Origin of the sequence: Yersinia frederiksenii ATCC 33641 (genome assembly GCF_000754805.1) — a bacterium.
GTDB classification, from domain to species: Bacteria; Pseudomonadota; Gammaproteobacteria; order Enterobacterales; family Enterobacteriaceae; genus Yersinia; species Yersinia frederiksenii.
Genome location: NZ_KN150731.1, coordinates 942,961 through 963,636, shown reverse-complemented (window position 1 = coordinate 963,636; position 20,676 = coordinate 942,961). Strand labels below are relative to the sequence as shown.

Genomic DNA, 20,676 nt, shown 5'->3' with positions numbered 1-20,676 from the left:
CTATGCCGCTAACCAACAATTCGACTACCACGAAACCGCAAGAAATTGCAGCTATCGATTTGGGATCTAACAGTTTCCATATGGTGATTGCTCGCGTCGTCAACGGTGCTTTGCAGGTTTTGGGGCGCCTGAAGCAACGCGTGCATCTGGCTGATGGTCTGGATAGCAATAATATGCTCAGCGAAGAGGCCATTGAGCGGGGGCTGGCTTGTCTGGCACTGTTTGCTGAGCGTTTGCAGGGATTCTCACCCGATAACGTCTGCATTGTTGGTACTCATTCATTGCGACAAGCCGCTAATGCTGAAACCTTCCTCAAGCGCGCCGCCGAAGTGATTCCCTATCCAATTGAAATCATTTCCGGCCAGGAAGAAGCCCGTCTGATTTTTATGGGTGTCGAACATACTCAACCGGAGAAAGGCCGCAAGTTAGTGATTGATATCGGTGGCGGTTCAACCGAGTTGGTTATTGGCGAGGACTTTGAACCATTGCTGGTAGAAAGCCGCCGCATGGGGTGTGTCAGCTTTGCTCAACACTTCTTCCCGCATGGTGAAATCAGTAAAGTGAATTTCAAACGTGCACGTTTGGCTGCGGCGCAAAAGCTGGAAAACCTGGCCTGGCAATACCGGATTCAGGGTTGGCAATATGCACTCGGTGCATCCGGCACTATCAAAGCCACCTACGAAGTGTTGGTGGAAATGGGCGAGAAAGATGGTTTGATCACGCCGGAGCGTCTTGAGATGCTGGTTGAGCAAGTGTTGCAGTTCAAACACTTTTCGGCGCTAAGTCTGCCGGGGTTATCAGAGGATCGTCAGTCGGTATTTGTACCGGGCTTGGCTATCTTGTGCGGTGTATTCGATGCTTTGGCCGTCAAAGAGTTACGTTTATCCGATGGTGCACTGCGTGAAGGTGTTCTGTATGAAATGGAAGGCCGTTTCCGCCATCAGGATATCCGTCAGCGCACAGCCCAAAGTCTGGCTGAGCACTATAACATTGACCGGGAACAAGCTCGTCGCGTGTTGGAAACCACCGAGCAGCTCTACACCCAATGGCTGGCGCAGAATACCAAACTGGTACAACCGCAGTTGGAAGCATTGCTAAGGTGGGCGGCGATGCTGCATGAAGTTGGCCTGAGCATTAATCACAGTGGAATGCACCGCCATTCGGCTTATATTCTGCAAAACACGAACTTGCCGGGCTTTAATCAAGAGCAGCAATTATTGCTGGCAACCTTGGTGAAAATGCACCGTAAAGGAATTAAGCTAGATGAGTTGCCGCGCTTAAATTTATTCAAGAAAAAGTACTATTTACCGTTAATTCAGTTATTACGTTTGAGTACCTTACTGAATAATCAGCGCCAGTCGACGACCACGCCTGAAAGTTTGCGGTTGATAACTGATGATAGTCACTGGACATTACGTTTCCCTGCCGGTTATCTGGCGCAAAATAATCTGGTGCAACTGGATTTTGAGCGCGAGCAGGCTTACTGGGACGATGTTGTTGGCTGGAAACTGATTATTGAAGAAGAAGCGCCGGAAGAGGCTGAAGCCGAAGCACAGGAAGAATCATGAGAGCAACCCTGAATCACTAGCTCCAGACCGTGATTTAGGTGAGTGGCAACAAGGCAGCAAACGAACAAATCCCGATGAGCTGACTCCAGTCAGTGATTCAGGTGAGTGAGAGCAGCTAACACCGCTGCAGCGCCAAGAACGAAGGGCAAGGAGATTATGAAAAGAAGGCCATCAACACAGCTAACAAAAATCATCCTGCTGGTGAGTTTTCTCATTTTGTTTGGCCGTTTATTGTATGCAGGGATTGCATCTATGTCGCACCATCAGGAGCGTCGGCAGTCACAACAGCTTGAGCTGACTGTAGAAGGCGAGCCACTGGGCCCTCATGAGACTGACCTCAGCCCATAAATAGTCGTGCTCAGTGCCTTTACTCGGATACCCAACGTATTTTTTGGGTTATTGCTAGCTGCAGCCTAAAAGAGATGAGCACTAGATAAGGGCCGAGTTATTGACCGTAGCCACACACCTGCGACTTGAAAGATGAAGGGTATATTTCGAATCAAGGACACACTATGCCAGTGCCAATAATGCCCGCGCCACTTTCCGCTATAGTAAAAAGCAAAGCTAAAAATAACGCTAAAAAACTGGCCGAGGTACGCAACCGGATACTTTCCCTGTTACTGAATGATAAAGCCTTAGTTGACGGTATTCTTGGCCGTCAGGATGAAAGGGAAGCCATCAGTGATGAGGCTCTGCTAGAAAAAAAAATTGAAATCAAAAGTCTGCTTGATGACTTGCACGCAGCTGACCTTGCCGACTTACTGGAAGCTTTGCCCAATGATGAACGTTTGGCATTATGGCGGTTAGTCAAAAACGAGAAACGTGGCCAAACGCTGGTCGAAGTCTCTGAGACGGTATGGGACACGCTGATCAAGGAGATGAGCGATAAAGACCTGTTAAAGGCAATGCGCACCTTGCACGTCGATGAACAGGCTTATCTGGCCGAATATCTGCCACGTAATTTGATGGGCCGCCTGCTCACTTCATTAGATCCGGATCAGCGGGCGCGGGTACGTGAAGTTATTCAGTATGGCCGTGATACCGTCGGCCAGATGATGGATTTTGAATTAGTGACGGTTCGTGCTGATGTCACTTTGGGAACGGTACACCGCTATTTACGCTATCGAAAAAATATTCCCGATGCCACAGATAAAATCTTCGTCATTGACCGCAAAAATACCTTACTCGGCGAACTTCCTCTGACAACAATTCTCCTCAACTCACCCGATACCAAGGTATTTCAGGTGATGGAGAGTAATCCGACAACATTCCAACCGGAACAGAAGGCTGAAGATGCCGCCAGTGCCTTTGAACGTTATGACTTAATCAGTGCCGCAGTCATCGATGCCAAAGGCAAACTGATGGGCCGTTTGACCATTGAAGAGATTGTTGACGTAGTCAATGAAGAGAGCGATACCACCTTAAGACGAATGGGGGGCTTAAGCCCAGAAGAGGACGTGTTCTCCCCTGTTGGCCGTGCGGTGCGAACCCGTTGGTCATGGCTGGCTATCAATCTTTGTACTGCTTTTGTCGCCTCAAGGGTTATTGGTTTATTTGAAGATACCATCTCACAATTAGTGGCTCTGGCTGCATTAATGCCGATTGTAGCCGGCATTGGCGGTAACACCGGGAATCAAACCATCACTATGATTGTTCGCGCCTTGGCCTTGCACCATATCCAACAAGGTAATGTCACATTCTTGATGTTCAGAGAATTGGGTGTAGCACTGATTAATGGTTTGGTTTGGGGTGGAATTATGGGCGTGGTCACTTATCTGCTCTATGGCGATCCGGCCATGGGGGGCGTCATGACCTTGGCTATGATCCTTAACTTGCTCATGGCCGCGTTAATGGGGGTCATTATCCCGATGACAATGGCACGTTTAGGCCGAGATCCGGCAATCGGCTCCAGTGTCATGATCACCGCAATCACTGATACTGGCGGCTTTTTCATCTTTCTGGGACTTGCCACTATATTCTTAGTCTGATAATCATTCATATAGAAATAATTAATTAAGAATAGAGCAGTTAATTCCACTCGTATAACTGCTCATCTGTACTAAACTATTGAATATGACCGCATTTTAAATACGGTATATTGTTATGTGATGGATTTTCCTATCATAATCAAAGTATTTGCGAGCAAAATAAGGCGTTATCGTTATATGGATCTCAGCGCAGCTGAAAAACCGACACCTGATAATAAAACCTTTCTGCACATTACTATCGTCAGCATAGTGGTATTTTTTCTCGCGCTATTTTGTATCCAACTCGCTGAACAATCAGAGAATCTAGCCCCTTTATGGTTCCCGACCGCCGTATTGATGGTCGCTTTATTCCACCACCCGATGCGCTACTGGCCGCTACAATTATTGGCCGCAGGAATCTGTATTGTTGCTGCTAATTTTATCTTATATGGCATCAGTTGGTTCCCACTGCCTCTCACATTTATCAATCTTGCAGAATCAGCAGTGGGAGCCTGGTTACTGCGTAAATTCCTCCAACCCAAAGATCCACTTAATAATCTGTTCAGTTGGCTCAAGTTCTCAATTTGTACCGTGATTATTGTCCCTCTATTGAGTGGCTTGGCTGCGGCCTGGTACTTGTCGCCTCATAATGGGAACTTCACCCAAGTGCTGACAGTCTGGTTTATGTCCGAAGCCATCGGTATGCTGGCGTTAGGGCCGGTCGGCCTGCTTTACCGCCGCGGTTACTTTAATATCGCGACTAAAACCAAAGCCCTGTTCGATATGATATGGATGATGATACTTTCATTAGCCGCTTGCTATATCGGTTTGATTTATTTCCCATTCCCCTTCACTTTCGTGATTATGGCGTTAATCTGGACCGCTATCCGCTTACCGCGTTTTGAAACATTTACTATCTGTTTTCTGGCCACATTGCTGATTGCAATGATGATCAATTTCAACCTGTTTACGCTACCGGCTGATCCAAAAATGTCGGTTCAGGCATTCTCTTTTATTCCGCTATTGATGGTGCTTATCCCGCCTCATGCCATGGCCATGGTGATGCACTCATTCCGGATAGAAAAAGAGCATATTATTGAAAGTGAAAACCGTTTTCGTAATGCCATGGAATACTCGGCTATTGGCATGGCGCTGGTTTCACCGGAAGGTAAGTGGATAAAAGTCAATAAAGCGCTGTGCAAACTACTGGGTTACAGTCAGGAAACCTTACTGACTTTGACTTTCCAACAAATCACCCATCCAGAAGATCTCTCCGCCGACCTGAAATTACTGGATGATTTGTATTATGACCGCATCCCCAGTTACTCGTTGGAAAAACGCTATATACGCAGTGATGGCGAGATAGTCTGGACGCTATTAGTGGTCAGCGTGGTGCGGGATCACGAGCAACAACCGCTCTATTACATCTCTCAGGTCGAAGATATCAATGACCTGAAAAAGACTGAAATTATGAACCGGCGCTTGATGGAACGCATCATGTTGGCCAATGAAGCAGGCGGTATTGGTATCTGGGAATTAGATATCAAAAAGCAACAGATCAGTTGGGATAAGCGGATGTATGAGCTTTACCATGTCCCGCTAAATACCCCGGTGACTGAAGCTATCTGGCAGCAATATATTCATCCTGAAGATCTCAATTATGTGATTAATGAATACAGTGCCGCACTCAATCAACGCCAGCCCTACCGGCTGGAGTTCCGGCTGCTCTTGCCGAACGGCGATATTGTTCACCTACGTAATCAAGCCAATATCGTGTGCGATAAAAATGGCAATCTTCAGCGCGTGATTGGTACCACCTTGGATATGACTGAAATCAGAAACCTGACGGAAGCCCTGCACGAAGAGAAAGAGCGGTTGCATATTACGCTCGATTCTATCGGTGAGGCCGTGGTGTGTACCGATCAAGAAATGAAAATTACCTTTATGAACCCGGTCGCTGAGAAAATGACTGGCTGGGCCAATACCATCGCGCTAGGCCAACCCATCAACCATATTATCAAGCTGACTGATGGCGTGGATGGGCCGGAAATTGAGAACCCGATAGAGCATTGTCTGACCCTCCGCCCTTACTCTTCACTGAATGAGTCGATGGTGTTGCATCATCGCGATGGGCAGTATTATGACATTCAAGAGTCGGTTGCCCCGCTGAAAACTCTGGAGGGAGGCATTGTCGGTGCCGTTTTAGTGTTCCAGGATGTTGGCGAGTCTCGCGCCATGATGCGTAAACTCAGCCATAGCGCATCACACGATAATCTGACGGGTTTGCCAAACCGGACCAATTTTGAAAATAAACTGAAAGTGGCTATCCAGAAAAGTGTCGACCAAGATCAACAACATGCGCTGGCCTTCCTTGATTTGGACTATTTTAAAGCGGTTAACGACTCGGCTGGACACCCGGCGGGGGATGCTTTGCTGAAAGAAATTAGTCAGTTGATGCGCCAGAATTTACGTAACAGTGATTGTGTCGCGCGCCTCGGTGGAGATGAATTCGGCTTACTGATGCTTAATTGCACCCTACCGCACTCCAAAGCTATTACTCAAAATCTGGTATCCATGATCAATGACTATCATTTCTACTGGGAAAATAAGCTGTATCGCATTGGTGCCAGTGCGGGGGTGACTCAGATTAGCAGCAGCAACAGCCAGCGCAGTGAAATTATGGCGCAGGCTGATATAGCCTGCTACACCGCCAAACACAGTGGTCGTGGGCAGGTTTATCTCTATCAACCACGGCAAAAGCAGCTACTCGCCCGACAGCACGAACTGCTCAGTAGAGAAGATATTGAAAATATTCTGAGCAAGCACCAACTATTGCTACAGGCCACGCCAACCGCGCCACCTAAAACGCCGCTGTCGGTCTGCTTCTATCAGATCAGCTATGAGATTAACCCGTCGCAAAATCTCATTGTCAGCCAATCGACCTTTGAAGAGGCGGCATTATTGTATAATTTGTTGGCAGAAGTTGACGGCTGGGTGTGCGAGCAACTGTTAGTGGAACAAGCTGAAGCGATTAATCGTAAAGGACTGGCACTGGCGATCCCGCTGTCGGAAGTGGCTCTGCTCAAAGAAAATTTCCGCCAGTCACTCCTCACCTTAATGCACAATACCGTGCTGCCACCACAAAGTTTATATTGGATGGTCGATGAGTCCACCTTGCTGCAATATCCATTTGCGATTGGGAATTTTCTCGCCAAACTGCAACAATTAGGCTGCAAATTAATTGTTAAAGAATTTGGCCATAATCTCAATGATTTTGAATTGCTGGCTGAACACACTATTGATTATCTCAAATTTAACAGTGAGTTAATTTCTCACATTCATATCAATCAAATGGATGAAGTACTGGTATCCATCATTAATGGCACTGCACAACGGGCTAATATCGCCACGCTGGCAGGCCCGGCAGAATTACCTCCCACCCTCAATAAGTTAATTGCGATTGGCGTTGATTTAGCCGATGGCGAAACTATTGGTCGTTCCCAGCCGTTGTCCGATGTGCTCAATAGTGGATATTTCGCTATCAAGTAATCCGAGACGATTGCTCCGCTGCTCACTCTAGGGTAAAGTCGGCCCCTTTTATTTGGCCTGGGGGCAATGATGTTCATTGGATTTGACTACGGCACAGCAAACTGCTCGGTTGCCGTGATGCGGGGTGATGCTCCCGAATTGCTGACGCTGGAAAATAATGATGTCTATTTGCCGTCCATGTTGTGTGCACCAACACGTGAAGCCGTAAGTGAGTGCCTGCACCGCCATTGGCAAGTGCCAACAGGCAGTGACGAAAATCAGCAACTACTACGCCGGGCCATGGCGTTCAATCGCGAAGAGGATATTCCGGTGTCTGCCGATAGCCTGATGTTCGGCTTATCAGCATTGGCCCAATATATCGAAGACCCCGAAGAAGTTTATTTTGTTAAGTCGCCTAAATCTTTCTTGGGTGCCAATGGCTTGAAACCTCAGCAGTTGGCGCTGTTTGAAGATTTGGTCTGTGCCATGATGTTCCATATTAAACGTCAGGCAGAAACCGTGTTAACAGCCGAAATTAGCCAAACTGTCATTGGTCGCCCAGTCAACTTTCAGGGCTCCGGCGGTGAAGAGGCCAACCGGCAAGCTGAAGGCATTTTACTGCGTGCCGCACAACGAGCCGGTTTTCGCGATATCGCTTTCCAATTTGAACCTGTTGCTGCCGGGTTGGATTTTGAAGCCACATTGACGACAGAGAAAACTGTGCTGGTCGTTGATATCGGCGGGGGAACCACCGACTGTTCAGTGCTCTTGATGGGGCCCAAATGGCAAGGTATGGCTGATCGACAACAGAGTCTATTGGGCCACAGTGGCTGTCGCGTTGGGGGTAATGATCTGGATATCATGTTGGCCTTTAAGCAACTGATGCCACTGTTTGGACTGGGCGGCGAGACCGAAAAAGGCATTGCCATGCCGTCACTGCCTTACTGGAATGCGGTTGCCACCAATGATGTTCCGGCACAGAGCGACTTCTATAGTATCGTCAATGGGCGTTTCCTGCGTGATTTGATACGTGACGCCGCCAATCCACAGCAAGTTGAGCGCCTGCTGAAAGTGTATCAGCAGCGCCTGAGCTACCGCTTGGTTCGCGCCGCAGAAGAGAGCAAAATTGCCCTGTCTGAACAAGCGCAAGTTGCCACGCTACTGGATTTTGTCCAGCCTGAATTGGGGCAAACTATCAGCCAACAGCAAATGGCCGAAGCGATTTCCCAACCACTGCAACGGATTCAGGAGCAAGTCAGCCTGGCATTGGCAACCAGCCATATCACGCCAGATGTGATTTATCTGACCGGCGGCAGCGCACGCTCTCCATTATTACGTGCCGCTTTGCAACAGCAGTTGCCGGGGATTCCATTAGTAGGTGGCAATGATTTTGGCTCCGTGACCGCGGGGTTAGCGCGCTGGGCGCAGACGCTTTTCCGCTAAAAGTTGATTTTAGTTTAGGTGATCCGAACAAGATCACCTGAATCAATATCAACCGAACCTATCCCCCAGATAGAACTTCAACTAAACCAACTTCCCCTCTAATTCCTTAAAATTAAAAACTTTCCTCCCACAAACCCTGACAATATTTTCATATTTCCTCCATTTTGTTCCAGTCAATTCCCGCTAAACTAGTAACATATCCAAAAACTTACTTATTGCACCTGAGTGCACATAATCAGAACATCAAAAGGGACTCTTCGACATAATGAAAGCTCAATCCAAACGCACTTCCCGGTTACTCGCCTTGTTGGGGACAGTGCTGGTTATTATTGTTGCTGTGTTTGTCTGGCGTCACTTCAGTGCTACCCCTGAAACCAAAGCCCCCGGCGCGCAACCAACAGCTGGAAGTAGCAACTCTGGGCGTGCGGGTGGCCGCCGTAATATGCCGATGTCCCCGGTACAAGCGGCAACAGCAACCGAGCAAACCGTACCGCGTTATCTCACCGGTTTGGGTACCGTGATTGCTGCCAACACCGTCACCGTCACCAGCCGGGTTGATGGTCAGTTGATGGCTATCCACTTTACCGAAGGACAGCAGGTCAATGCCGGTGATTTACTGGTGGAAATTGACCCTCGCCCTTACGAAGTCCAGCTAACTCAAGCTCAGGGGCAACTCGCCAAAGACCAGGCCACTCTAGACAATGCTCGCCGTGATCTGGCCCGTTATCAAAAACTGGCTAAGACTGGCCTGATTTCGCAACAAGACCTTGATACCCAAGCCTCTTTGGTACGCCAGAGCGAAGGCAGTGTGAAAGCCGATCAAGGTGCAATTGATAGCGCCAAGCTGCAACTGACGTATAGCCGCATAACTGCGCCAATCTCCGGTAAAGTCGGTCTAAAACAAGTTGATGTCGGTAACTATATTACCAGCGGTACTACCACGCCGATTGTGGTGATTACCCAAACACATCCGGTTGATGTGGTCTTTACCCTGCCGGAAAATGATATCCCGGACATCATGCAAGCCCAGAAAAATGCAGAAAAAAACCAAACAACCGTGCTAGTTGAAGCTTGGGATCGCACCAATAAACAGAGGCTGGCCCAAGGCCATCTACTCAGTATTGATAACCAAATTGATACCGCGACAGGCACTATTAAGCTGAAAGCCCGTTTCGCCAATGAAGATGATGTGCTGTTCCCGAACCAGTTTGTTAATGCCCGCATCAAAGTTGATTTACTGCAAAATGCCGTCGTGGTGCCCACTGCTGCTGTACAGATGGGCAACGAAGGGAGCTTTGTCTGGATCTTAAATGACGAGAATAAAGTCAGTAAACATCTGGTTACCACCGGAATTCAGGACAGTAAACAAGTGGTTATCAGCGCCGGTCTGGATGCGGGTCAGCGCGTTGTCACCGACGGTATTGACCGTCTGACGGAAGGTTTGCAGGTTGAGGTCGTCACGCCACGTTCAGCAAATACCCGCCAAAATGATGCGGCAGAACAATCGGCCACCACAGAGAAGGCCGCCCAACACCGAGGCGGCAAAAAACCGGCCACGGATGCAGCGGCTGGCACTAACAGTGCTGCGGAGAAATCCTAATGCAAGTGATGCCTCCAACCCCCGGTGGCGGGCCATCACGGCTATTTATTCTGCGCCCGGTTGCCACGACATTATTTATGGTCGCCATTCTATTGGCTGGGATTATGGGTTACCGTGCTTTGCCGGTCTCAGCCCTGCCGGAAGTTGATTATCCGACTATTCAGGTAGTGACACTCTATCCCGGCGCTAGCCCGGATGTAGTGACCTCGTCAATTACAGCCCCTTTGGAGCGCCAGTTTGGCCAGATGTCCGGCCTTAAACAGATGGCGTCGCAAAGCTCGGGCGGCGCGTCGGTCATTACTCTGCAATTCCAACTGACTCTGCCATTGGATGTGGCGGAGCAAGAGGTGCAGGCGGCGATTAACTCGGCCACTAATCTGTTGCCGACTGACCTGCCTTACCCCCCTATTTACAGCAAAGTTAACCCGGCGGATCCGCCGATTCTGACACTGGCAGTCACCTCCACGGCGATCCCGATGACGCAAGTGGAAGATATGGTAGAAACCCGCATTGCGCAGAAAATCTCGCAAGTCACCGGGGTCGGCCTGGTCACCATTTCAGGCGGTCAGCGCCCTGCCGTGCGGGTAAAACTCAATGCCCCGGCTGTCGCCGCATTGGGGCTGGACAGCGAAACCATCCGCACCGCTATCAGCAATGCCAACGTCAACTCAGCCAAAGGGAGCCTGGATGGGCCGACCCGCTCGGTAACACTGTCGGCTAATGACCAGATGAAATCCGCCGAGGATTATCGCGACCTGATCGTGGCTTACCAAAATGGAGCCCCAGTCCGGTTGCAGGATGTCGCCACTATTGAGCAAGGTGCCGAAAACAATAAACTGGCCGCCTGGGCCAACACCCAGCAAGCCATTGTGCTGAATATCCAGCGCCAACCAGGGGTGAATGTGATAGAGACCGCTGACAGTATCCGCGAGATGCTGCCAGAGCTTATCAAAAGTTTGCCCAAATCAGTTGATGTCAAAATCCTGACTGACCGCACCACCACCATCCGTGCTTCAGTCAGTGACGTGCAGTTTGAGTTACTGCTGGCAATTGCGCTGGTCGTTATGGTGATTTATCTGTTCCTGCGCAATGCTGCCGCCACGATTATCCCTAGTATCGCGGTGCCGCTGTCGCTGGTCGGAACTTTTGCCGCCATGTATTTTCTCGGCTTTTCAATCAACAACCTGACGCTAATGGCCTTGACCATTGCCACCGGTTTTGTGGTCGATGATGCCATCGTGGTGATTGAGAATATCTCCCGCTATATCGAGAAAGGTGAAAAACCTTTGGATGCCGCCCTCAAAGGCGCCGGTGAAATTGGTTTTACCATTATTTCACTGACCTTCTCATTGATTGCCGTATTGATTCCACTGCTGTTTATGGGTGATATCGTGGGCCGTCTGTTCCGTGAATTTGCGGTCACATTGGCGGTAGCCATTCTGATTTCCGCCGTAGTCTCCTTAACGCTGACACCGATGATGTGCGCACGCATGCTGAGCTATGAGTCATTGCGCAAGCAGAACCGCCTGTCCCGTGCCAGTGAAAAGTTCTTTGATTGGGTCATTGCCCATTATGCCGTAGCGCTGAAAAAAGTGCTGAATCATCAATGGATAACATTGAGTGTCGCGCTCAGCACGTTGGTGCTGACGGTGATTCTTTACCTACTGATCCCTAAAGGCTTTTTCCCATTGCAGGACAATAGCCTGATTCAGGGCACTCTGGAGGCACCACAATCCGTCTCCTTCAGTAATATGGCTGAGCGCCAGCAACAGGTTGCGGCCATTATTCTTAAAGATCCGGCCGTCGAAAGCCTAACCTCATTTGTTGGCGTCGATGGCACTAATGCCACACTGAACAATGGCCGGTTGCAGATTAACCTTAAGCCGTTAAGCCGCCGCGACGATCGTGTCTCCGCGATTATTCCTCGCCTGCAGGAGAGTGTTGCCGGTATTCCGGGGATCAAACTCTATTTGCAGCCGGTACAAGATTTGACCATTGATACCCAACTGAGTCGTACGCAATATCAATTCACACTGCAAGCGACGTCATTGGAGGAACTGAGCACCTGGGTTCCAAAACTGATCAATGAGTTACAACAACAAGCACCTTTCCAAGATGTAACCAGTGACTGGCAGGATCAAGGGTTAGTGGCGTTTGTTAATGTCGATCGTGACAGTGCCAGCCGCTTGGGAATAACCATGTCAGCTATCGACAGCGCGCTGTATAACGCTTTTGGCCAGCGGCTTATCTCCACGATTTACACCCAAGCTAACCAGTATCGGGTGGTGCTGGAACATGATGTGAAAACCACGCCTGGCCTGGCTGCATTCAATGACATCCGCCTGACCGGCAGTGATGGTAAAGGGGTGCCATTGAGTAGCATCGCCACCATTGAAGAGCGCTTCGGGCCGCTATCTATCAACCATTTGAATCAGTTCCCGTCGGCCACTATCTCGTTTAATGTGGCGCAGGGCTATTCGCTGGGTGAAGCTGTTGAAGCCGTGACACAAGCTGAAAAAACCATCCAGTTGCCTGCAGATATTATGACCCGCTTCCAAGGCTCTACTTTGGCGTTTCAAGCCGCATTGGGTGGCACATTGTGGCTGATTATCGCCGCTATCGTGGCAATGTATATCGTGCTCGGTGTGCTTTATGAAAGCTTTATTCATCCGGTCACTATCTTATCAACCTTGCCTACCGCCGGAGTCGGGGCTTTACTGGCACTGATGCTGACCGGCAATGAGCTCGACGTGATAGCCATCATCGGAATTATCTTGTTGATTGGTATCGTTAAAAAGAATGCCATCATGATGATCGACTTTGCGCTGGCCGCCGAACGAGATCAGGGTATGACCCCGTATGATGCTATCTATCAGGCCTGTTTACTGCGTTTCCGCCCAATTCTGATGACCACCTTGGCCGCCCTGTTTGGTGCCCTGCCCTTGATGCTCAGTACCGGAGCCGGAGCCGAGTTACGCCAGCCACTGGGGGTCTGTATGGTCGGCGGGCTGATCGTCAGTCAGATACTGACGCTGTTTACCACGCCGGTTATCTATCTGTTATTCGATAAGTTGGCACGCAATACTCACGGTAAAGATCGACACCATAATGAGGATATTGATTCATCTGGCCCCCTGCCTGAATTACCCAATGGAAGGGAACCACAGTGAAATTCTTTGCTCTGTTCATTCAGCGCCCGGTAGCCACTATTCTGCTCACACTGGCCATCACCCTCAGCGGTATTATCGGTTTTAGTTTATTGCCGGTATCACCGCTGCCACAGGTGGATTACCCAGTGATTGCGGTGAGTGCCTCAATGCCCGGTGCGGATCCGGAAACCATGGCATCATCCATTGCTACGCCACTGGAACGCGCATTGGGAAGAATAGCTGGGGTCAATGAAATGACCTCGACCAGTTCACTGGGCAGTACGCGGATCATTCTGCAATTTGATCTTAATCGCGATATTAACGGGGCGGCCCGTGACGTACAGGCCGCACTTAATGCCGCCCAAAGCTTACTGCCGTCTGGGATGCCAAATCGTCCGACCTATCGCAAAATGAACCCGTCTGATGCGCCGATCATGATAATGACGCTAACTTCAGATACCTTCACTCAGGGGCAATTGTATGACTTCGCCTCCACCAAATTGGCGCAGAAAATCGCCCAAACCGAGGGGGTCAGTGATGTCAGCGTCGGCGGGAGTTCCTTACCTGCGGTGCGAGTTGAGCTAAACCCTAGTGCGCTGTTCAATCAGGGCGTGTCACTGGATGCCGTCCGTCAGGCCATCAGTGCTGCCAACGTCCGTCGTCCACAAGGTTCAATTGACGATAGCCAACAGCATTGGCAAGTCCAAGCCAATGATGAGATCAAAACCGCCGAGGGTTATCGCCCACTGGTGATTAACTACCACAATGGCGCGGCGGTACGATTGCAGGATGTCGCCAACGTCATCGACTCGGTGCAGGATGTCCGTAATGCCGGGATGTCTGACGGCAAGCCCGCAGTGCTGTTGGTCATTAGCCGTGAGCCAGGGGCAAATATTATCGCCACGGTCGACAGAATTCGGGCCGAACTCCCTGCCTTGCAGGCTTCGATCCCGGCTTCAATTCAATTGAGTATTGCTCAGGATCGCTCGCCCACTATCCGTGCCTCACTGGATGAAGTGGAGCGATCACTGGTCATTGCCGTCGCCTTGGTGATCCTGGTCGTCTTCGTATTCCTGCGATCAGGTCGTGCCACACTGATCCCGGCAGTTGCCGTGCCGGTTTCACTGATCGGCACCTTTACCGCCATGTACCTGTGCGGCTTTAGTCTCAATAACTTGTCGTTAATGGCACTGACCATCGCCACCGGCTTTGTGGTCGACGATGCCATCGTGGTACTGGAAAATATTTCCCGCCATCTGGAGGCGGGAGTGAAGCCAATGGTTGCTGCGCTGCATGGGGTGCGTGAAGTTGGTTTTACCGTGCTATCAATGAGTATTTCGCTGGTAGCAGTCTTTATTCCGCTGCTATTAATGGAAGGGTTACCGGGTCGCTTATTCCGCGAGTTTGCCGTCACCCTCTCGGTGGCCATTGGCATCTCGCTAGTCATTTCACTGACATTAACCCCGATGATGTGCGCCCATTTACTGCGCGCGCGCCCAGTGGGCCAACAGCAGCGTATTCGTGGTTTTGGTAAAGTGCTGCTGAGTATTCAGCAAGGTTATGGCCGTTCACTTAATTGGGCATTGGGCCACGCACGCTGGGTAATGGTCGTGCTGCTTTCCACTATTGCGCTGAATGTTTGGCTCTATATCAGCATTCCAAAAACCTTTTTTCCTGAACAAGATACTGGCCGCATGATGGGCTTTATTCAAGCTGACCAAAGTATTTCGTTCCAGGCGATGCAGAAGAAACTGAAAGATTTCATGAAGATAGTTCATGATGATCCCGCAGTAGATAATGTGACCGGTTTTACTGGCGGCTCGCGCACCAATAGCGGCTCAATGTTTATCTCACTCAAACCACTGAGTGAACGCCGCGAAAGTGCCCAGCAAATTATCACTCGCTTGCGCACCAAATTAGCTAAAGAGCCGGGTGCCAGCCTGTTTCTGGCTCCGGTACAAGATATTCGAGTTGGTGGCCGCCAAGCCAATGCCAGTTATCAATTTACTCTGCTGGCCGACGATCTGACGGCCCTGCGAGAATGGGAGCCCAAAGTCCGGGCTGCATTAGCCAAATTACCCGAGCTGGCCGATGTTAACTCCGATCAGCAAGATAAAGGTTCCGAAGTTGCCCTGACTTATGATCGCGAAACCATGGCTCGGCTGGGTATTGATGTCTCCGACGCCAACGCCCTGCTTAATAATGCCTTTGGTCAACGGCAGATCTCGACCATTTACCAGCCGCTAAACCAATACAAAGTGGTGATGGAAGTCGCCCCTCAATACACGCAGGATGTCAGTTCGCTGGACAAAATGTTTGTGATTAATAGTGAAGGCCAATCAATCCCACTGTCCTATTTCGCCAAGTGGCGGCCTGCTAATGCTCCGTTGGCAGTGAATCACCAAGGTTTATCCGCCTCATCGACTATCTCATTTAACTTACCGGAAGGGGGTAGCCTGTCTGCGGCAACCAATGCCGTCGAGCGGGCCATGACTGAACTGGGGGTTCCAGCCAGTGTGCGCGGCACATTTAGCGGCACCGCACAAGTGTTCCAGGAGACCTTGAAATCCCAGCTATGGCTGATTATGGCGGCAATTGCCACGGTGTATATCGTGTTGGGGATTTTGTATGAAAGTTATGTTCACCCGCTGACCATTCTATCAACACTGCCCTCTGCTGGCGTCGGGGCATTATTGGCACTGGAATTATTCAATGCACCCTTTAGCCTAATTGCGCTTATCGGCATTATGTTATTGATTGGTATTGTGAAAAAGAATGCCATTATGATGGTAGATTTTGCCCTTAATGCGCAGCGCAATGGCAATATCAGCGCCCGCGAGGCTATTTTCCAGGCCAGTCTGTTGCGTTTCAGACCGATTATGATGACCACACTGGCGGCATTATTTGGGGCATTACCGCTGGTATTGGGCAGTGGTGATGGCGCGGAATTACGCCAGCCGTTAGGGATAACCATTGTCGGCGGGTTAGTGATGAGCCAGTTGCTCACGCTGTACACCACACCGGTGGTTTACCTCTATTTTGACCGACTCCGCAGCCGCTTTAGTCAGCAGCCGACCAACCGATGAAACAGGTGGAAAAAGCATGAGAATCGGCATTACCGGAAAACTGTTTATGGCCATATTTGCCACTTGCATGCTGGTGTTGATCACTATGCATTGGGGCATCAGAGCCAGCTTCGAGCGTGGTTTTATCGATTATATAAAGCAAAGTAATGAGCAGCGAATCAATATGCTGGGGGATGCCCTCGAAGTGCAGTACCAGCACTTCGGTAGCTGGGATTTTCTACGCAATAATGATCAGGTGATTTATCAGATCATGCGTTCTTTGGATCATAGTAGTGATAATAACCGCAGCATGCCGCCACGTGGTTGGCGTTCCCAATTCTGGGTGGTGGATAATCACAAAAATCTTCTGGTTGGACATACCGGGCAACTGCCGAAAGATGTCAGCCGCCGGGCCATAACGGTGAATAAACAAGTGGTTGGCTGGGTGATGTCCACCCCCCCCGAAAAGCTAACTCGCAACGCTGACATTAACTTTGATCAACAACAGCGCCGAACCAGTTGGATAATTGTCGGCTTGTCGACCTTACTGGCCGCAGCAGTCACCTGGATTTTATCCCGAGGGATGTTAGCCCCAGTCAAACGCTTGGTGGAAGGCACCCATCGGCTAGCCGCCGGTGATTTCAGTACACGTGTGTCCGTCAGCAGCCGTGATGAACTGGGGCACTTGGCTCAAGATTTTAACCAGTTGGCCATTTCTCTGGAAAAAAACGAGCAAATGCGGCGCGACTTTATGGCGGATGTCTCCCATGAATTGCGCACCCCACTGGCGGTATTACGTGGTGAGTTGGAAGCATTGCAAGATGGTGTGCGCCAACCAACACCAGAGTCGTTGATTTCGCTACAAGCAGAGGTCGGGATTCTGACCAAACTGGTCAATGACTTGCACCAGTTATCGATGTCTGACCGCGGCGCTCTCGCCTACCGCAAAACCCAGTTGGATGCCGTGCGGCTATTGCAAATCGCGATTGCCAGTTTCCGTGGCCGTTTTCAAAGTAAAAATATGCTCATCACCACCCATATGCCTGAACACGCGGTGATGTTTGGTGACCCTGACCGGTTAAATCAACTATTTCATAATTTGCTGGAAAACAGCCTGCGCTACACCAATGAAGGTGGGCAGCTAGAAATTTTTGCCAAACTTCATCTTTCACCGCAACAAGAAGAGACATTAACGCTAGTGTGGCAAGACAGTAAACCCGGCCTGAGCGACGAGCAGCTACAACGTATTTTTGAACGTTTTTATCGCACTGAAAGCTCACGTAACCGTGCCAGCGGTGGTTCCGGGCTGGGCTTGGCGATTTGCCACAATATCGTCGAGGCCCATGGTGGCAAAATCAGCGCTGAACATTCACCTTTGGGTGGCTTACAGATTACGGTAGTATTTCCTCTACTCAATCCCATAGGGTAATTCATTGCAATGCACCAGCCGCTTCAGTCTGCCAGCCAACCTGGTTACGTATTGATTGTTGAAGATGAACCAAAGCTCGGCCAGTTATTGGTCGACTACCTGCAAGCTGCAGGTTATCGCACCCAGTGGCTGACCAATGGCAGCGAGGTGGTCGGTGCGGTGCGCCAGGCCCCGCCGTCGATCATTTTGCTGGATTTAATGTTGCCCGGTACCGACGGCATCAGCATTTGTCGTGAGATTCGTCGTTTTTCTGATGTGCCAATCATGATGGTCACCGCCAAAACAGAAGAGATTGATCGCTTATTGGGGCTGGAGATTGGTGCTGATGACTATATCTGCAAACCTTATAGCCCGCGGGAAGTGGTGGCTCGCGTTAAAACTATTCTACGCCGCTGCCAGCAACAGCGGGAGCAGCCGAGTGATACCGCACCGCTATTGATAGATGAATCCCGCTTTCAAGCCAGTTATCAGGGTCATCTGCTGGAACTGACCCCGGCAGAGTTTCGCCTGCTGAAAATATTGGCAACCCAACCGGGCCATGTGTTTAGCCGTGAACAGTTATTAAATAATCTGTATGACGATTACCGCGTGGTGACCGACCGCACTATCGACAGTCATATCAAGAATCTACGCCGTAAGTTGGAAGCTCTTGATGGCAAAAAGCCGTTTATTCGCGCAGTTTATGGTATGGGGTATCGCTGGGAAGCAGAGATCTGCCGTTTACTGTAATTTAATCTGCGTTAAATTTGCATTAGTTTGGTGGAGTATAGGTCGTTGACTACACTCATTAGAGGTACCACCACCAATAGGAGCAAAACTATGGCCATGGGTCACTATGAGATTAAAAAGGCAAAGAATGGGCAATACTATTTCAATCTAAAAGCCAGCAATGGCGAAATTATTCTCTCCAGTGAGATGTATGCCAGTAAAGCTTCGGCTGAGAATGGCATCACCTCAGTGCAAAGTAACTCCCCGCATGAAAGCCAGTATGAACTGAAGCACAATACGAAAAATGAACCTTATTTCGTATTGAAAGCAAAAAACCATCAAGTTATTGGTATCAGCGAATCCTACAGTTCTGAAGCTGCCGCCAAAAATGGCATTGCCTCTGTTACAAAAAATGGCCCGACCACGACAATTAAAGATCTGACGCTGTAATTTTTAATCATTCGATAGAGCTATTTTTACCTAAGAATAGATGCGCGGGGCAAGTGACCGCGCATTTTAAAACTATTTTTTATGCAAAAAATAGTTAACTTCCTCGCGTCAAAACCACTAAAAATCGCTTAAATTGATCCAGATCATTTAAACCCTACAAAAATTGTGCGATGGCTGATTTTCGAGAAGCACGAGGTTACAATCCCCGGCTTTTATCCCCTTCATACATGAGGTCGCAGGGTTGCTGGCTAACAGCCTACCCGTAACACTCATTATGTGGGGTAAAGCCACTCCCTTCGGGCGTGGTTCTGACTTGAACTCAGACTGAGAGCCACTATATGTCGTCATCTACACCATCATCAAATATGCCTTTTACACCGGAATTATTATCACCGGCCGGTACCCTGAAAAACATGCGCTACGCTTTTGCCTATGGGGCAGATGCCGTCTATGCCGGTCAGCCGCGCTATAGCCTGCGAGTGCGAAATAATGAATTCAATCACGAGAATCTGGCATTAGGTATTCAGGAAGCGCATGCCCTTGGCAAACGCTTCTATGTGGTGGTCAATATTGCCCCGCACAACTCTAAGTTGAAAACCTTTCTGCGTGATTTAAAACCGGTGATTGATATGGGGCCAGATGCCCTCATTATGTCCGATCCCGGTTTAATCATGATGGTGCGTGAGGCATTCCCACAGATGGATATCCACCTGTCAGTGCAAGCCAACGCCGTGAACTGGGCTACCGTCAAGTTCTGGCAGCAAATGGGATTAACTCGAGTAATTTTATCTCGCGAGTTATCACTGGAAGAAATAGCAGAAATCCGAGCTCAAGTCCCTGACATGGAGCTGGAAATCTTTGTCCACGGCGCATTGTGCATGGCTTACTCAGGCCGTTGCCTGCTCTCCGGCTACATCAATAAACGTGACCCTAATCAGGGTACATGCACCAATGCCTGCCGCTGGGAATATAACGTTCAGGAAGGAAAAGAAGACGATATTGGCAATATCGTGCATATCCACCAACCTATTCCGGTGAAAAATGTCGAACCAACACTGGGTATCGGCGCGCCCACAGACAAAGTATTTATGATTGAAGAAGCACAGCGCCCCGGCGAGTATATGACGGCTTTTGAAGATGAGCATGGCACATACATCATGAACTCCAAAGACCTGCGCGCCATCCAGCATGTGGAGCGACTGACCCAATTAGGGGTGCATTCGCTGAAAATTGAGGGCCGGACTAAATCATTCTATTACTGCGCCCGTACCGCGCAAGTTTATCGCCGCGCTATCGACGATGCTGTCGCCGGTAAACCTTTCGACCCCACTTTACTGACCACTCTGGAAGGTCTGGCTCACCGTGGCTATACCGAGGGCTTCCTACGCCGCCATGTGCATGAAGAACATCAAACTTATGAATATGGCTATTCCGTATCAGAGCGCCAGCAATTTGTTGGGGAGTTCACCGGCGTCCGTCGTGATGGTTTAGCTGAGGTGGTGGTCAAAAATAAATTTTCGGTCGGTGACAGTGTTGAATTGATGACGCCAAACGGTAATATCCAGTTCACACTCGAAAGTATGCAGGATAAAAAAGGTCAGCCAGCAGATATCGCGCCGGGTAATGGGCATATCATGTATTTGCCGATCCCAGAGGACATCAATGTAGAATATGGCTTACTGATACGTAATCTAAACGGGACAAATAGTCGAAATCCCCATGAAAAAGCGTAACGTAAAGCAATAAAAAATAATGCCATCGATAAGATG

Annotated in this window: 12 protein-coding genes; all 12 read left to right on the top strand. The window is 49.6% G+C overall.

Annotated features, from left to right (window positions below; all coding sequences use genetic code 11):
• Positions 1-2 precede the first annotated feature (2 nt).
• Positions 3-1,568, top strand: coding sequence for an exopolyphosphatase (gene ppx / locus DJ58_RS17350; RefSeq protein WP_004707809.1), 1,566 nt, complete (start codon positions 3-5; stop codon positions 1,566-1,568).
• A 156-nt stretch (positions 1,569-1,724) separates the two neighbouring features.
• Entirely contained in the window at positions 1,725-1,916 is a 192-nt protein-coding gene (locus DJ58_RS17355) for a YfgG family protein (protein ID WP_004707810.1), read from the top strand.
• 164 nt (positions 1,917-2,080) lie between these two features.
• On the top strand, positions 2,081-3,556 hold the full coding sequence (gene mgtE, locus DJ58_RS17360; RefSeq protein WP_004707813.1) for a magnesium transporter: 1,476 nt from the start codon (positions 2,081-2,083) through the stop codon (positions 3,554-3,556).
• 177 nt (positions 3,557-3,733) lie between these two features.
• Positions 3,734-7,084: a diguanylate cyclase gene (locus tag DJ58_RS17365; protein WP_032913198.1), complete on the top strand. Its 3,351-nt coding sequence runs from the start codon at positions 3,734-3,736 to the stop codon at positions 7,082-7,084.
• Between the two features lie 69 nt (positions 7,085-7,153).
• Positions 7,154-8,506: a molecular chaperone gene (gene yegD, locus DJ58_RS17370; protein ID WP_004707818.1), complete on the top strand. Its 1,353-nt coding sequence runs from the start codon at positions 7,154-7,156 to the stop codon at positions 8,504-8,506.
• Positions 8,507-8,771: 265 nt separating this feature from the next.
• Positions 8,772-10,106, top strand: a complete 1,335-nt coding sequence (locus DJ58_RS17375) for an MdtA/MuxA family multidrug efflux RND transporter periplasmic adaptor subunit (RefSeq protein WP_032910713.1) — start codon at positions 8,772-8,774, stop codon at positions 10,104-10,106.
• Positions 10,106-13,276, top strand: coding sequence for an MdtB/MuxB family multidrug efflux RND transporter permease subunit (locus DJ58_RS17380; protein ID WP_004707820.1), 3,171 nt, complete (start codon positions 10,106-10,108; stop codon positions 13,274-13,276). Before DJ58_RS17375 ends, DJ58_RS17380 begins: the two co-directional genes overlap by 1 nt.
• A complete protein-coding gene (gene mdtC, locus DJ58_RS17385; RefSeq protein WP_032910714.1) occupies positions 13,273-16,341 on the top strand; it encodes a multidrug efflux RND transporter permease subunit MdtC in 3,069 nt (1,022 codons plus the stop codon). Before DJ58_RS17380 ends, mdtC begins: the two co-directional genes overlap by 4 nt.
• 16 nt (positions 16,342-16,357) lie before the next feature.
• Positions 16,358-17,749, top strand: coding sequence for an envelope stress sensor histidine kinase BaeS (baeS, locus tag DJ58_RS17390; protein ID WP_004707824.1), 1,392 nt, complete (start codon positions 16,358-16,360; stop codon positions 17,747-17,749).
• A 9-nt stretch (positions 17,750-17,758) separates the two neighbouring features.
• Positions 17,759-18,478, top strand: coding sequence for an envelope stress response regulator BaeR (baeR, locus tag DJ58_RS17395; protein ID WP_004707826.1), 720 nt, complete (start codon positions 17,759-17,761; stop codon positions 18,476-18,478).
• 90 nt (positions 18,479-18,568) lie between these two features.
• Positions 18,569-18,907, top strand: a complete 339-nt coding sequence (locus tag DJ58_RS17400) for a YegP family protein (RefSeq protein ID WP_004707828.1) — start codon at positions 18,569-18,571, stop codon at positions 18,905-18,907.
• Positions 18,908-19,272: 365 nt separating this feature from the next.
• Complete coding sequence (gene trhP, locus DJ58_RS17405; RefSeq protein WP_004707830.1) at positions 19,273-20,640, top strand: prephenate-dependent tRNA uridine(34) hydroxylase TrhP; 1,368 nt, start codon at positions 19,273-19,275, stop codon at positions 20,638-20,640.
• Positions 20,641-20,676 lie beyond the last annotated feature (36 nt).

Bases quoted from the DNA above. Each gene is read 5' to 3' on its own strand.
- DJ58_RS17375 (WP_032910713.1), top strand. From the start codon at position 8,772: ATGAAAGCTCAATCCAAACGCACTTCCCGGTTACTCGCCTTGTTGGGG.
- ppx (WP_004707809.1), top strand. From the start codon at position 3: ATGCCGCTAACCAACAATTCGACTACCACGAAACCGCAAGAAATTGCA.
- DJ58_RS17355 (WP_004707810.1), top strand. From the start codon at position 1,725: ATGAAAAGAAGGCCATCAACACAGCTAACAAAAATCATCCTGCTGGTG.
- DJ58_RS17400 (WP_004707828.1), top strand. From the start codon at position 18,569: ATGGCCATGGGTCACTATGAGATTAAAAAGGCAAAGAATGGGCAATAC.
- mgtE (WP_004707813.1), top strand. From the start codon at position 2,081: ATGCCAGTGCCAATAATGCCCGCGCCACTTTCCGCTATAGTAAAAAGC.
- baeR (WP_004707826.1), top strand. From the start codon at position 17,759: ATGCACCAGCCGCTTCAGTCTGCCAGCCAACCTGGTTACGTATTGATT.
- DJ58_RS17380 (WP_004707820.1), top strand. From the start codon at position 10,106: ATGCAAGTGATGCCTCCAACCCCCGGTGGCGGGCCATCACGGCTATTT.
- baeS (WP_004707824.1), top strand. From the start codon at position 16,358: ATGAGAATCGGCATTACCGGAAAACTGTTTATGGCCATATTTGCCACT.
- trhP (WP_004707830.1), top strand. From the start codon at position 19,273: ATGCCTTTTACACCGGAATTATTATCACCGGCCGGTACCCTGAAAAAC.
- DJ58_RS17365 (WP_032913198.1), top strand. From the start codon at position 3,734: ATGGATCTCAGCGCAGCTGAAAAACCGACACCTGATAATAAAACCTTT.
- yegD (WP_004707818.1), top strand. From the start codon at position 7,154: ATGTTCATTGGATTTGACTACGGCACAGCAAACTGCTCGGTTGCCGTG.